The 13,631-nt window shown below is 65.4% G+C and carries 14 protein-coding genes; 6 read left to right on the plus strand and 8 right to left on the minus strand.

Features of this window, described 5'->3' with window-relative positions; all coding sequences use genetic code 11:
* The first annotated feature begins 16 nt into the window (after positions 1-16).
* A complete protein-coding gene (locus tag F7R26_RS27930; RefSeq protein ID WP_150984589.1) occupies positions 17-844 on the plus strand; it encodes a phosphate/phosphite/phosphonate ABC transporter substrate-binding protein in 828 nt (275 codons plus the stop codon).
* Positions 845-919: 75 nt separating this feature from the next.
* Here F7R26_RS27930 and F7R26_RS27935 read toward each other — a convergent pair whose 3' ends face one another.
* The gene (locus F7R26_RS27935) at positions 920-2,635 is read right to left on the minus strand and encodes a carboxylesterase/lipase family protein (RefSeq protein WP_241754762.1); all 1,716 of its coding nucleotides are present in this window, start codon (positions 2,633-2,635) and stop codon (positions 920-922) included.
* Positions 2,636-2,905: 270 nt separating this feature from the next.
* Between F7R26_RS27935 and F7R26_RS27940 the strand changes: the two genes are divergently transcribed.
* The gene (locus F7R26_RS27940; RefSeq protein WP_150984587.1) at positions 2,906-3,745 is read left to right on the plus strand and encodes a transporter substrate-binding domain-containing protein; all 840 of its coding nucleotides are present in this window, start codon (positions 2,906-2,908) and stop codon (positions 3,743-3,745) included.
* Between the two features lie 122 nt (positions 3,746-3,867).
* Here the strand turns inward: F7R26_RS27940 and pcp are convergent, their stop codons facing one another.
* Positions 3,868-4,515, minus strand: coding sequence for a pyroglutamyl-peptidase I (gene pcp, locus F7R26_RS27945; RefSeq protein WP_150984586.1), 648 nt, complete (start codon positions 4,513-4,515; stop codon positions 3,868-3,870).
* 130 nt (positions 4,516-4,645) lie between these two features.
* Here pcp and F7R26_RS27950 point away from each other — a divergent pair, with 130 nt between their 5' ends.
* The 3 genes from F7R26_RS27950 to F7R26_RS27960 all read left to right on the plus strand — a co-directional run bounded on the left by F7R26_RS27950 (position 4,646) and on the right by F7R26_RS27960 (position 6,659).
* On the plus strand, positions 4,646-5,551 hold the full coding sequence (locus F7R26_RS27950) for a LysR family transcriptional regulator (protein ID WP_241754763.1): 906 nt from the start codon (positions 4,646-4,648) through the stop codon (positions 5,549-5,551).
* A 266-nt stretch (positions 5,552-5,817) separates the two neighbouring features.
* On the plus strand, positions 5,818-6,147 hold the full coding sequence (locus F7R26_RS27955) for a type II toxin-antitoxin system PrlF family antitoxin (protein WP_150984584.1): 330 nt from the start codon (positions 5,818-5,820) through the stop codon (positions 6,145-6,147).
* A complete protein-coding gene (locus F7R26_RS27960; protein WP_150984583.1) occupies positions 6,144-6,659 on the plus strand; it encodes a type II toxin-antitoxin system YhaV family toxin in 516 nt (171 codons plus the stop codon). Before F7R26_RS27955 ends, F7R26_RS27960 begins: the two co-directional genes overlap by 4 nt.
* Before the next feature lie 30 nt (positions 6,660-6,689).
* Here F7R26_RS27960 and F7R26_RS27965 read toward each other — a convergent pair whose 3' ends face one another.
* The 6 genes from F7R26_RS27965 to F7R26_RS27990 all read right to left on the minus strand — a co-directional run bounded on the left by F7R26_RS27965 (position 6,690) and on the right by F7R26_RS27990 (position 12,804).
* A complete protein-coding gene (locus F7R26_RS27965) occupies positions 6,690-6,986 on the minus strand; it encodes a XapX domain-containing protein (RefSeq protein WP_150984582.1) in 297 nt (98 codons plus the stop codon).
* Positions 6,987-7,050: 64 nt separating this feature from the next.
* Positions 7,051-7,491, minus strand: coding sequence for a DoxX family protein (locus F7R26_RS27970; protein WP_150984581.1), 441 nt, complete (start codon positions 7,489-7,491; stop codon positions 7,051-7,053).
* Positions 7,492-7,533: 42 nt separating this feature from the next.
* Positions 7,534-9,399 (minus strand): amidohydrolase, encoded by a 1,866-nt coding sequence (locus tag F7R26_RS27975; RefSeq protein WP_150984690.1) that lies wholly within the window; start codon positions 9,397-9,399, stop codon positions 7,534-7,536.
* A 155-nt stretch (positions 9,400-9,554) separates the two neighbouring features.
* Positions 9,555-10,376 (minus strand): alpha/beta fold hydrolase, encoded by an 822-nt coding sequence (locus tag F7R26_RS27980; protein WP_150984689.1) that lies wholly within the window; start codon positions 10,374-10,376, stop codon positions 9,555-9,557.
* 217 nt (positions 10,377-10,593) lie between these two features.
* Positions 10,594-11,280: a hydrolase gene (locus F7R26_RS27985; protein ID WP_150984580.1), complete on the minus strand. Its 687-nt coding sequence runs from the start codon at positions 11,278-11,280 to the stop codon at positions 10,594-10,596.
* A gap of 486 nt (positions 11,281-11,766) precedes the next feature.
* Entirely contained in the window at positions 11,767-12,804 is a 1,038-nt protein-coding gene (locus tag F7R26_RS27990; protein WP_241754764.1) for an AraC family transcriptional regulator, read from the minus strand.
* 164 nt (positions 12,805-12,968) lie between these two features.
* On the opposite strand from F7R26_RS27990, the gene F7R26_RS27995 reads away from it, so the two are divergent.
* Entirely contained in the window at positions 12,969-13,568 is a 600-nt protein-coding gene (locus F7R26_RS27995; protein WP_170301769.1) for an RBBP9/YdeN family alpha/beta hydrolase, read from the plus strand.
* Positions 13,569-13,631 lie beyond the last annotated feature (63 nt).

Here is a 13,631-nt window from a genome sequence, read left to right on the forward strand (position 1 = left end):
CGTGGAAGACCGGCCGATGACCGAACGCAAGCACTGGGTGGCCGCGCTACCCATGTATAACCTGACACCCGCGCTGCATACGGACTGGCTTGCGCTGATCGCACACGTGGCCGAGCTGCTCGCGCGGCAACGCGACCCGCTCCAGCTGAGCATCGTCGAACCCGTCGGGACGGCGGAAGCGCTGCACGACTTCTGGCGCCGGCCGGACCTGCTGCTCTCGCAAACCTGCGGCTATCCGCTGGTGCAGGGCCTGCGGCGCCATGTGCGCGTCATTGGCACGCCTCGGTTCAATGCGCCGGGCTGCGACGGCGCCAGCTATACCAGCGCCATCGTGGTGCGCGCCAATGACGGGCCCGCCACGCTCCCCGCGTGCCGCGGATTGCGCGCGGCCTATAACGACGAGGGCTCGCACAGCGGCATGAACGCGCTGCGCTACGCGGTGGCACCGCTGGCGCGGGACGGCCGCTTCTTCTCCGGCACGGTGCGCACCGGCTCGCATCTGGCATCGCTTGACGCCGTGGCCAACGGCGCGGCGGATGTCGCCGCCATCGATTGCGTCACGCTGGCGTTCGCGCGCGATCACCTGCCCGATCGTCTTGTCGCGCTGCGTCAGATTGGCCGCACCGAGGCCGCTCCCGGATTGCCGCTGGTGTCTTCGCGCCACGCCGCCCCGGCGCTTAGCGCGCGCGTTGGCGCGGCGCTGGCCCAGGTGCTTTCCGGCGAACCGGCACTGGCGCGCCGCTTGCGCTTGCGGGGCATTGCGCGGACCGGACTGGCGCACTACGAGCCGGTGGCGCAGATGGCCCGCGCCGCGGTGGCGGCCGGCTACGCGCGGCTGGTCTGATCGCGGATCAACGCGGCCTGATGCGCGCTGATCCGCGCCGGGCACGCAGTCGCGTCTGCCAACGCGCGCCGGGCGTCAGTCGCGGGTGAACGACACCGGGTAGCTGTACTCGTACAGCGGGATACCCGCAAACGCGGCGCGTGCGTGCGCGGCAGGGTCGCGCCGTGCCTCCCATGACTTGCCCAGCAGCGCGGTGGTGCGCGCCGAGCCGTCGTAAGGCGCCCAGTTGGCCACCACGTCGCTGCCCGGCTTGCCGGTGCGTGCGAACTGCGCCCAGATTGCCCCCATGCGGTCGCGCACCTCCAGTTGGTCGGCGCTGTCTTGCACCAGAGGCCTCGCCGCGTCCAGCGTGCCGAAGATGAACGGCACCTCCGACGTATGCGCAGCCCCCAGGACGCCGCCGCGCGCCGGCGATTGCCAGTCGAATTCGTAGGCATAGACCGGCGCGCCATTCAGCGCTGCTTTGCGCTCGGCCACGGCCAGCGTCGGCAGGCGGTAGTTGTAGTCGCCGGCAATGCGGATCAGCAGTTCGCTGGGCGTAGCCTTGCCGTCGAGGTCGCGGTAGGCATCGATCAGCCGAGCGGTGCCGGCGTCGTCGAGCTTCAGGAAGCGCTGGATGCGCTGGCGGGCCTGGCCGGCGCTCAACGAGAAATTGCGCGGGTCGGCGGCGAGGAAGAACGTTGCCTCCTGCGCGGCATTGCCGATCAGGACCGGAACGTCCGCCGACAGCGGCGATGCCACCGGGTCGAACGGATCATCGACGAACACCTTGCCGTCCAGCGTGGGCCGGAACTCGCTGACGCCGCCGGCGGCGCCGGACACCTTGGCGAATGCGGCCACCAGTTGCTCCACCCGCAACTGGCGCAGGCGGCCCGCGTTGGCGGCGGTCAAGCCGAACTCACGCAGGAACGCATGCGCGGCGCGTGCTGCCGCATCCGGCCCTGCCAGCTTCCAGGCGCCGGAGCCGCTCTGCACGATGGCCCGCTGGATGTAGCCGCGCGCGGCGGGCAGCCCCAGCAGCGCCGTGACCTTGGCCGCCCCGCCCGACTGGCCGAACACCGTGATGTTGGCCGGGTCGCCGCCAAACGACTCGGCATTGGCCTTGATCCACTTCAACGCGGCAAGCTGGTCGAGCGTGCCGAGGTTTCCGGATTCGGCGGACAACTGTTCGGGATGCTCGCCAGTGAACAGCCCGCCCAACACGTTGAGGCGATGGTTGACGGACACCACCACCACGTCCTGCGATGTCGCCAGATGGCTGCCATCGAAGCCCGCCGACGTGCCGGCGCCGATGGCGAATGCCCCGCCGTGCAGCCACACCAGCACGGGGCGGCGCTGATTGTCTCGCAGCGCGGGCGTGAACACCGACAACGACAGGCAGTCCTCGTTCGCCGGAATGCCCGACCAGTACCAGGCGAACTCGATCGGGCTGCCGACTAGCGGCTGCGGCGCGGAAGCACCGCCTTCCAGGGCATCGCGAACGCCTGCCCACGGTTGCCGCGCGACGGGCGGGCGGAAACGGTTGTCGCCAGCCGTTGTCGCCGCATAGGGCACGCCCTTGAAGACGAACGCGCCGCGCGCACGCGTGCCGCGCAGGCGGCCCGATGCGGTATCGACGACCGGCTCGGCGGTGCCCGATACCGTGGCGCATGCCGACAGCGCGCCCAATGCGGCAAGGCTGGCCCCGGCGCGCGCGGCGCTGAGAAGGAAGATGCGCCGGGAGGTGCGTCGGGAAGTGCGAGAGGCGGTACGAGAAGCGTTGGGAGAGAAGGGCGGGACGGCGAGAGTCAAGGTGGTTTCCAGTGAGCGCCATGGCGGGCAGGCCGGCCTGTCGGGACGCCGCACGGCGAAAGGAGAAAGGAGAAAGGCGCCGATCTTAGTCCCGCCCCCATGCCTTGCATACGAAGGTTCGCTCATATGGGTATTTGCAAAAGTGCACAGCCGTTTTGCAGCGGGCCAATCCATAAGCAGATATCCATATCCGAAACCCTTTCTTGTGATCGTCTGGGCGATCCAGCAAGATCTCCGCTTCCGCTTCACTTGCCTCGGCGCGTAGCCCGCATGAATTCCGTCTTCCGCCTCCCGTTCGTTCCCCGAATCGCAGCCGCAGCCTTGCTTTGCCTGGCGGCGGGCGCCGCGCATGCCGATGCCACGCTCGACAAGATCAGGCAGCGCGGCAAGCTCGTGGTCGGCGTGATCCTGCCCGGCCCGCCCTTTGGCACCATCGACCCGGCCACGCAAAAGCACATCGGCTATAACGTGGAGTTGTCAGAAGGCGTGGCCAGGGGGCTTGGCGTAACACTGGAAACCATCCAGGTGCAGCCTTCGAACCGCGTGCAGTTCCTCCAGCAGGGCAAGGTCGACATCCTGATCGCCAATATGCAATGGACGCAGGAGCGCAGCGAGATCCTGTCCTTCGTGCCCACGCCCTTCGAGGAGGTTGGTGGCGCGGCCATCGCCAGGAAGGGTAGCGGCATCGCCAGGTGGGAAGACACAAAAGGCAAGCCGGTGTGCGTTTCGCAGGGCAGTAACTTCACCAAGCCGCTGGCCGAGCAGTATGGCGCGCAGATCAAGGCCTTCCGCGGCCAGCCGGAGTCGCTGCTGGCGCTCAGGGGCGGTAATTGCGTGGCGGCGGTGCATGTGAGTCCGACGCTGCGCGACCTGGTGGAGAACAACGCTGACTGGAAGGACTACGAGATCGTTTCGCCACGCGACCTGATCCCGTCGCCATCGGTGATCTGGGTGCGTAGGGGCGAGGCCGATACCCAGGCCGCCATCGACCGCATCGTGCAGGACTGGCATCGCACCGGCTGGCTGATTGCCGTGGAAAAAAAGAACGGCATGACACCCACGCCGCTGCTGCGCCAGCTGCATGAGAAGTTTCGCAAGACTCCCGCCTGAGGCGACGCGCACATGGCTGGGAATTGCTACAGCGCAGACAGCCTGCGCACCCAGGCCGAGACCATCCTGACTCTCGGTGCCGGTCTCTGCGCAGGCTCGGCAATGCCGAGTTCCTGGCCATTTCAGTGCAGAGCGCCCGCGCCTTCCCGGATGTCCTGCTCCACAGCTAGCGTCGTCGCCACCATGACCCGGACGCCGGCGATCAGCGTATCGAGCGCAAGGCTGGGAGCGCCCGGATGGCGAGCCGCCATTTCAGGCAGATACGGCACGTGGACGAAGCCGCCGCGCAGGCCGGGCCGGCACTCGGCAATGTAGTGCGATAGCCCATAGAAAATCGCGTTGCAGTTGTACGTGCCGGCGGTTTGCGACACAGAGGCGGGCACGCCATGTTGACGGAGCGCGCTGACAATGGCCTTGATCGGCAGGGTGGAGAAATAGGCCGCTGGCCCGCCGCTGACGACCGGTTCGTCGACAGGCTGGCGCCCTTCATTGTCCGGGATCCGTGCATCGACCACATTGATCGCGACGCGCTCTATCGAGATATCGCTGCGGCCGCCGGCCTGTCCGAGGCAAATGACCACGGCCGGATCAACCTCCTCGATGGCGCGCTGCAGGACCTGGTTCACCTTGCCGATCACGCACGGCAGTTGACGGGAGACGATGCTTGCCCCATCGATGGACTCGCCGTCGAGCGCACGTGCCGCTTCCCATGATGGATTGATCGTTTCGCCATCGAATGGCTCGATGCCGGTGAGCAAAATCTTGGTCATTGCAGGCTCCATACCTGGTTAGCTGGTAGATCCGCAAGCATAGATCTGCGGCTATGAATTCTTGAAATGGATAATCAATATCCGTAGTATTGGAATCATGAATTTAGCTTCCATCGACCTGAACCTGCTGGTGGCCTTCGAGGCAGTGTTCGAGACGCGTAACGTCACGCTAGCCGCGCAGCGTTTGCACAGAGCCCAGCCGTCGGTCAGCAACGCGCTGAGCCGCCTGCGCACGCTGTTTCAAGACGAACTGTTCATGCGGACCGCGGCCGGCATGGTGCCAACCGAGCGGGCCATGGCCCTGATGCCGTCCATCGGCCAGGCATTGATGCAGATCCGCGAGGTGCTGGATCAGGGCGCCGGCTTCGATCCCGCGACGGCCAGGGGCAAGCGCTTCACCATCGCCGCCAGCGACTATGCGGATATTGTGGTCGTGCCACATATATTGGCGCGGCTGCGTCGCCTGGCGCCGCACACCGACCTGCGTGTGGCCAAGCTCGATCGCGCTGCCATCTACAAGCAACTGGATGAAGGCGTGCTGGACATGGCGATCGGCGGCCACCTGGCACCGCCAAAACGCATGCTTGTCACCCATCTGTATGAGGAGCAATTCGTTTGCATCGCTGACCGCCGCCATCCGCGCCTGCGCCGGCACGCGCTGGATCTGCAGACCTTCATCGCATTGCCGCATGCCCTGTTCGTGCCGAGCGATGACGGTTCCATCCGCGGCGTGATCGATGAGAACCTGGCCAGGCTAGGAGTCAGGCGACGCGTGGCGGCGACTTTTGCCCACATTATTGCGTTGCCCTATGCCGTGCAGAACACCGACCTCGTCGCAACGCTCGCGCGGCGAGCCGCGTTGCAATTGGCAGGCCGGCAGATCGCGCTGCACGCGCTGCCGCCGGAACTGGGTGACAACGTGTTCAGCATAGACATGGTCTGCAGTCGCCGCGTGCAGGGTAATGCGGCGCTTGAGTGGCTACGCCACATCGTCGGCGAAGCGGTGGGCGATATGGAGAGGAAGGACGCGGTCTAGCTGCCGGGTATGTAGCGGTGAGCCAGGCTCGCATGCGTCCCGGCCTAGCCTTGGGGATTGTGCATGGTGGCCATTTCGGCCCTTGTTCTGGCGGCGCTTCATGGAGAAAAGTGAAGAAAGCGCTATCTCGATGTGGTCGGTTGGTAGGCCGCCTCCATCTGGGCTTGGGGCAGGATGGCACATTCCGGAGGCAATGCACTTGCATTGACGTGGTAAGGCAACTGCATTACCATGCAAGGCATGCACCCCTTTGACCGGAGAGCCCCATGGCTGCCACCCTCGAAGTCGAATCCACGCTGACTGACCGCTACCAGACCACGGTGCCGGAAACCGTGCGGCGCGCCCTGCGGCTGGGCAAGCGCGACAAGATCCACTATACGATCCGCCCCGGTGGCGAGGTCGTGCTGACGCGCGCCGAGGCTTCCGACGGAGACGATCCGGTGCTGGGCAACTTCCTGAATTTCCTTGTCAGCGACATCGCCAGCCATCCGGAGCGCCTGCAGGCCGTCGATGCCGGTTTTGTGCGGCGCATCCAGTCGCTGGTCGGTGGCATTGAAGTTGATCTTGATGCCGCCCTTTTGGCAGACGATGAATGAGCGCGGGTCGGCCTGCGCCTTTGGTCATCAACGGCTGGACCGTTTTCGCCCATCCCCTGTTTCTCGCTCAACTTGAGGGGCTGACCCAACAAGTCGAAGCGCTTAAGCAAAGAGACCCAACCGGGTACGTGAAGAAGAACGCCAGCAAGCGGCTGGCGGCGATCAGCAGGTTGGCGTTCGAGGTGATCGCGCAGGACCCGGCACGGCCGGAATACCGGCAGGGCGGCACGCTCGGCGACGATCACAAACATTGGTTCCGGGCCAAGTTCTTTCAACAGTACCGGCTGTTCTTCCGCTACCACGCGCAAAGCAAGGTCATCGTATTTGCCTGGGTCAATGACGAAGACACCAAGCGCGCCTTCGAGAGCAGTGACGACGCCTACCGCGTGTTCCGCAAGATGCTGGAAAGTGGCCACCCTCCGGACGACTGGAATCAACTACTGGCCGAGGCGCGCGCAGAAGGTCTGCGCTTGCAGCGGATGGCTGCGGGAGCAGCGCAGGTGCAGCCTTGAATCGCCGGAAGACTTGGCTTGCGGGCAGGCTCAGCGCGAATCGGTGGTGCCGCGCGGCGCCGCGGGTGTGTCGTTGCGGGCCGCGGCCAAGGTCGCCGGCGGCGGTGTGCCGGTGATCTTGGGTACGCACTCCGTGTGGAACCAGGCGGCGGTGACGGGCTCGCCGGCCAGCAGGCGCTTGATCGGCGGCACGACCTGCTCGCCGATCAGCATGCCGAGCAGCCCGATCAGCGCGACCACGGGCGGGGCGGGCGAGCGGACCTGCAGCAAGGCGTAGATGATGCCGACGAGGATGCCGGCGCCAAGCGAAACGATATAGAGCTTCATCGCAATTCCAGTGTTCTGTGTTCAGTGTTCAGCGCGGGTTGCCGGGCTATCGGCATGGCGAGCTTCATGCCGTTTGCCTGGCGGCGCGGCGGGAGAGGTCTTCCCACGCCACCAGTACAAAGCCGCCGACCAGGCCGATATGCTCGAAAAAGGCGTTGGCCATCATGAATTGCTCGGCTGGCGGCGCCGCCCAGAAGCGGTTGGCCAGCAGGGTCGCCAGCAGCGTGAAGGCCGCCAGTGCCAGCGCGCCGAGCCAGCGGTAGACCCCGCACAGGATCATCAGCGACGCGCCCAGCTCCAGCGCGATCACCGCGGCGGCCAGCGGCGCCGCCGGCGCGAGGCCGAAGTGCTGCATCTCGCCGATGGCCCCGGCGAAGTCCATGGCCTTGACCAGGCCACCTTGCAGGTAGGCGGCACACAGCGCCAGCAGTGCAAGCCAGCGCAGCCAGGACGGGAGCGCGACGGTGCCCGCCGCGCAAGGGTGGGTGGAGGCGGAAGTGCGCATCTTGGAGTCTCCCTGGCAGGATGCGTGGATCGGGCGCGCGTCTCAGAAGGCCCAGCAGGAACAGCCGAGCGCGCCCCAGAAGGTGCTTTCGTCCGACGCAGGCACGCCGGCCGTCCATGCGTTGGCATGGCCGTGGCCGTGCACGCCGCAGGCGCTGGCGCAGGCGCACGCGGTGTTGAGCGCGAGCGCTTTGGCCTGCGGCCGCGGCTGGTAGCCGCCAGCGTGGCGCACCGGCGACCAGTCCGGCATGGCGGGCGGCAGCGCCGGCGCGAGCTTGTCAAAGTCGCCGTCGCCGTACACCACCTTGCCGCCCAGCACGGTCATCACCGAGGTGATGTCCTGGATATCGTCTCCGGGCACGCTGAAGTAGTCGGCGGAGAGCACCGCCAGGTCGGCCAGCTGGCCGGCCTTGATCTGGCCCTTCTTGCCTTCCTCGGAGGAGAACCAGGTGTTGGCTTCGGTCCACAGCCGCAGCGCCGTTTCGCGGTCGAGCAGGTTGGCTTGCGGATACATCGACAGCCCGCCGACCGTCTTGCCGGTCGTCAGCCAGTACAGCGACACCCACGGGTTGTATGAGGCCACGCGTGTGGCATCGGTGCCGGCGCCGACCTTGACGCCGCGCTCAAGCATGCGTTTGATCGGCGGCGTGGCCTCGGCCGCGCGCGCGCCGTAGCGCTCGACGAAATACTCGCCCTGGTAGGCCATGCGGTGTTGCACGGCGATGCCGCCGCCCAGCGCCGCGATGCGGTCGATGTTTCGGTCCGTGATGGTCTCGGCGTGGTCGAAGAACCAGTGCAGGCCGTCGAAGGGCACGTCCTTCGCCACCTTCTCGTAGACATCCAGCGCGCGCGAGATGGTCTCGTTGTAGGTGGCGTGCAGGCGCCAGGGCCAGCGGTTCTCCGCCAGCAGCCGGATCACCGGCTCCAGGTCGCCTTCCATCGACGGCGGCATGTCGGGCCGCTCGACACGGAAGTCCTCGAAGTCGGCGGCGCTGTAGACCAGCATCTCGCCGGCGCCGTTGTGGCGGTACAGGTCGTCGCCCTGGCCAGGCTTGATCTGCTTGGACCAGCCGCTGAAATCGCTGAGCTCGTCCTTGGGCTTTTGCGTGAACAGGTTGTACGCCAGGCGCACCGTGAGCTGCCCGTCCTTGTGCAGCTCCTCGATGATGTGGTAGTCCTCGGGGTAGTTCTGGTAGCCGCCGCCAGCGTCGATGACGCCGGTCACGCCCAGACGGTTCACCTCGCGCATGAAATGGCGCGTGGAATTCTTCTGGTACTCGGGCGGCAGCTTGGGGCCCTTGGCCAGCGTGGCATAGAGGATGGTGGCGTTTGGCTTGGCAAGCAGCAGGCCCGTGGGATTGCCGGCCTTGTCGTGCACGATCTCGCCGCCCGGCGGGTTCGGCGTGTCCTTGGTATAGCCCACGGCGCGCAGGGCGGCGCCGTTGAGGATGGCCCGGTCGTACAGGTGCAGGATGAATACAGGCGTGTCCGGCGCCGCCGCATTCAGCTCCTCGATGGTAGGCAGGCGCTTTTCGGCGAACTGATGCTCGGTGAAGCCGCCGACCACGCGTACCCACTGCGGCGCGGGCGTGCGCGCCACCTGGTCCTTGAGCATGCGCATGGCATCTGCTAGCGAGCGCACGCCGTCCCAGCGCAGCTCCATGTTGTAGTTCAGCCCGCCGCGGATGATATGCATGTGGCTGTCGATCAGCCCGGGAATCGCGCGGCGGCCTTGCAGGTCGACCACCTTGGTGGCGTTGCCGGCCAGTTGCATGATTTCGTGCCGGGTGCCGACGGCGATGAACTTGCCGTCGCTGATGGCCACGGCTTCGGCCTGCGGATTGGCGCGGTCAAGTGTGGCGAACTTGCCGTTGACGAGGATGAGCTCGGGCGTGCTGGTTTGGGTCATGGCGAAACTCCGGCTGGCGGCAGCCGCGCCGAGCGCGGCGGCGCCGGCGATGAACTGGCGGCGGGTCAGTGAGACGGAAGGCGAGGAGGGCAGGGAGGCATCGGATGCAGGCGTGCCGTCCCGGCCCGTCTGCTGGTCGCGGGACGGCGTGCTCATCAGGCCGAGAGGAAGGCCAGCAGGTCGGCGTTGACCTTGTCGGCTTGCACCACGCACATGCCGTGCGAGCCGCCCGGGTAGACCTTCAGCGTGGCGTTCTTGACGATCTTGGCGCTGAGCTTGCCCGCATCGTCGATCGGCACGATCTGGTCGTCATCACCGTGCAGGATCAGCGTCGGCACGTCGATTTTCTTCAGGTCCTCGGTGTAGTCGACTTCCGAGAATTCCTTGATGCACAGGTACTGGCCCAGGATGCTGCCGGTCATGCCCTGTGCCCAGAACGCATCGATGGTGCCTTGCGAGACCTTGGCGCCGGGACGGTTGAAGCCGAAGAAGGGCACCGCCAGATCCTTGAAGAACTGCGAACGGTTTTCTGCCGTGTTCTTGCGGATGCCGTCGAACACGTCCATCGGCAGGCCGCCGGGGTTGGACGGGGTCTTGAGCATGATGGGGGGCACCGCGCCGATCAGCACGGCCTTGGCCACGCGCTTGGTGCCGTGGCGGCCGATGTAGTGGGCCACCTCGCCACCGCCGGTGGAGTGGCCGACCAGCGCTGCACCCTTCAGGTCCAGCGCTTCGATCACTGCGGCCAGGTCGTCGGCATAGGTGTCCATGTCGTTGCCCTTCGCGGGCTGGTCGGAGCGGCCATGGCCACGGCGGTCATGCGCGATCACGCGGAAGCCGTGCTGCACCAGGAACAGCATCTGGGCGTCCCAGGCGTCGGCGTTCAACGGCCAGCCGTGCGAGAACACGACCGGGCGGCCGGTGCCCCAGTCCTTGTAGTAGATCCGGGTGCCATCCTTGGTGGTGACGGTGTTCATGCTACGTGCTCCGGTATGGTGGGATGCGGCGTGGTCCTGCGGCTTGCCGGCGGCAACGGAGGCGGTGCTGCCCAGGGCCGCGAGGGCGGCGGCACCGGCCGTGCTGGCGCCGGAAACCAGCAGCTCGCGCCGCGATGGGTTCTGGGCCATGCCTTGCTGATTGGATTGCGCGCTCATGCTTGTCTGCCCGAAAGATAAGGGTGGTATTGGGGGCGCATCAGCGGGCCGGTACCGGCGCGAGCGACTCGTGCGGGGTGGCGGTGCGTTGCTCTGCCTTGTGCACCATGGTGTAGGCATAGTCCACGCCCATGCCGTAGGCGCCCGAGTGTTCCTTGACGAGTTTCATCACGGCGTCATAGGTATCACGGTGCGCCCAGTCACGCTGCCATTCGAGCAGCACCTGCTGCCAGGTCACCGGTACCACGCCGGCCTGCACCATGCGCTGCATGGCGTAGTCGTGCGCTTCCTTGCTGGTGCCGCCGGAGGCATCGCCAACCATGTAGATCTCGTAGTCGCCTTCGAGCATCGCGCACAGGGCGAAGGTGGTGTTGCAGACTTCGGTCCACAGGCCGGCGACGACGACCTTCTTGCGGCCGTTGGCTTTCAGCGCGTCGCGCACCTTCTGGTCGTCCCACGAGTTCATCGAGGTGCGTTCCAGCGTCTTCTGGCCGGGGAATACGTCGAGCAGTTCGGGATAGGTGTAGCCCGAGAACGACTCGCTCTCCACCGTGGTGATGGTGGTGGGAATATTGAAGATCCTGGCCGCCTTGGCCAGCCCAACCGCATTGTTCTTCATGGCCTGGCGATCCATCGACTGCACGCCGAAAGCCATTTGCGGCTGATGATCGATGAAGATCAACTGGCTGTTCTGAGGGGTCAGCACTTCTAGCTTGGGATTGGTCATGATTCTCTCCTGAAGTTGGGTTGGCAGGATCGTGCAGGCACGGCGCGGCACAGGCGACGGTCGGCCGATCCCTTGTCGGGTGCAGCGCGGGAGTGTGGCGGAGCTCTGCGCAAGCACCTCGAACGAAGGTTAAAGCTGCATGGTGCTCGTCGCCATTGTCTCTTCGTATTAGTCAGCTGTTGTGGCGCGTTATGGGCAGGACAGGGCGGGGAGCGGATCAACACGGCCGCGTTCGAGAATCCCGTGGGATTCCCGTCCCTTGATGCCGATATGGCCAAGACCCGGAAAGGAGATGGGCGCGGCGCCGAACCAGGCGCCGTTCTGCGCTGCTTCCGGGGCCGGGAGTATCTGCTGCCAGGTCAGCGCAAGGCTAGGCGTAGGGGCAGGGGGCGTCTATTGGCCTTTGGTATGAGGCGATCATACCGGCGAGCCCCGCCAGAAACTGGCCTGCCTCGGTGCGGAGGTTACAGTGGGAGAGGGCGAAGGTCAGCCACGTTGCGGCAATGCACTTGCGACTGCCTGTGAGCTTTGCTTCCAGCTCGACACCGTCATGCCAAAGTGCTTTCTGAACCAGAAGGCGAAAGCGCTGGGGCTTGAGAAGCCAAGCAGATCGGCGAGTTCGGCGAGCGAGCGATCGCTGTCGAGGATCTGGCGGGAGGCGAGTTCTGCCCGGACCGACTGGAGCAGTGACAAAAAGCTCGTGCCTTCCGCAACGAGCCGGCGATGCAAGGTTCGGCGATCCACGCCAAGGTGCTTTGCCACCTGGTCCGACGTACACCTGCCCCCGGGCAACATGGCAATCACGACCTGCCGAACGGTGTGCGACGCACTCTCCTCGGATCCAGACAAGGCCTGGTCGAGAAAGCGACGGACATAGGGCGTCATCCGGTAGTCATTGGCCGGCATGGGCGCGGCGAGGTCCTTTGCCGCACAGACGATGCCATTGAAACTCGCATTGAATTCAACCACTGAGCCGAACAGCGCCTTGTGACACGTAGCACCGTGCGGTTGACGGTGCTCGAAACAGACGCTTCGGGGCCGCCAGGTTGGTCCAAGTAGTTCCTGGATCGTGCGATATAGCACGCCCACCGCCATTTCAATGGACTGCCGCACCGGGTACTTGCCGGTGACCAGGATCTCTTCGCGGATCAATACGGCATCGCCAAAGTCTTCGATGCTAGTCAGCAGCGCCGCATTGATCAGGCGCATATAGCGACACAGGTTGTCCAGCGCCTGCCGGGCATTGGGTGCTTCACGCATCACAAAGCTGATCGGGCCCAGGTTGGCCAGCCGCCGGTCCATGGCTAGCCGCAAGCCGAAGTCTTCCACCCCTGCCATCGATGCGCTCTCCTCAAGCAACTGGCGTACCGCCATGGAAGTGACCGGCATGTCGGGATCGAGAAGGCTTCGAGGACTCAACCCCACCGTGCGCAGCATAGCCTCAGGGTTCAGTCCATGGTGGCGTGCCAGTTCCATGTAGCCGGTAAGACTGGCGCTTCGGATCAGGGGCGTATAGCCGGGCATGGGCGTGTCCCAATTTAGACATTGAATGTCCCAAATAATACATCGCATTTGGTCTTGCAGAGATAGTCTTGCGATGTGGATCTGATGTGGCTCTGATGTGGATCTGATCCCCGATAGCTGTTGACAGACCCGAGTTCCAGCACAACCTCAAATCGAAATCCATCATGACAATGTCCACTGTGCTTATCGTCCCCGGCCTGCGTGACCAGGTCGCCGACCATTGGCAGACATTACTGGCCGAGCGCATGCCCGGTGCGCGCACAGTGCCCCCGATGGGACGCGAGAACCTGGACTGTTCTCGCCGCGTCGCAGCAATTGAGCAGGCGGTGGCAGACATTGGCGGCCCCGTACTGCTGGTCGCTCACAGCGGTGGCTGCATCATGCTTGCCCACTGGGCCCTGACAACCGCATACGCAGCACGCATCAAGGGCGCTTTGCTGGCATGTCCGCCTGACTTTGAACGCCCCATGCCGGAAGGTTATCCGACACTTTCCGCGATCAAGTCCAGCGGCTGGCTCCCGGTGCCACGCCAGCGACTGCCGTTTCCGAGCCTGGTCGCTACCAGCCAGAACGATCCGCTGGGCGATCTGCCGAGGGTGATCGAACTCGCGCAGGCCTGGGGCAGCGACACGGTGGACCTGGGCAAGGTCGGTCATCTGAACCCGGCATCTGGCTATGGGCCCTGGCCGATGGCCTCACAGTTGATCGAGCGGCTTGACACCGGGCGCCTCTCTAGCCGTTCCGAGCCCACGTTGCACCACTGAGCATTGGCGACAGCTCTCAACGCGAGAGCGGCCCGACCAGCGCTACGCGCCGCATATAGCGGG

The organism is Cupriavidus basilensis (assembly GCF_008801925.2).
GTDB classification, from domain to species: domain Bacteria; phylum Pseudomonadota; class Gammaproteobacteria; order Burkholderiales; family Burkholderiaceae; genus Cupriavidus; species Cupriavidus basilensis.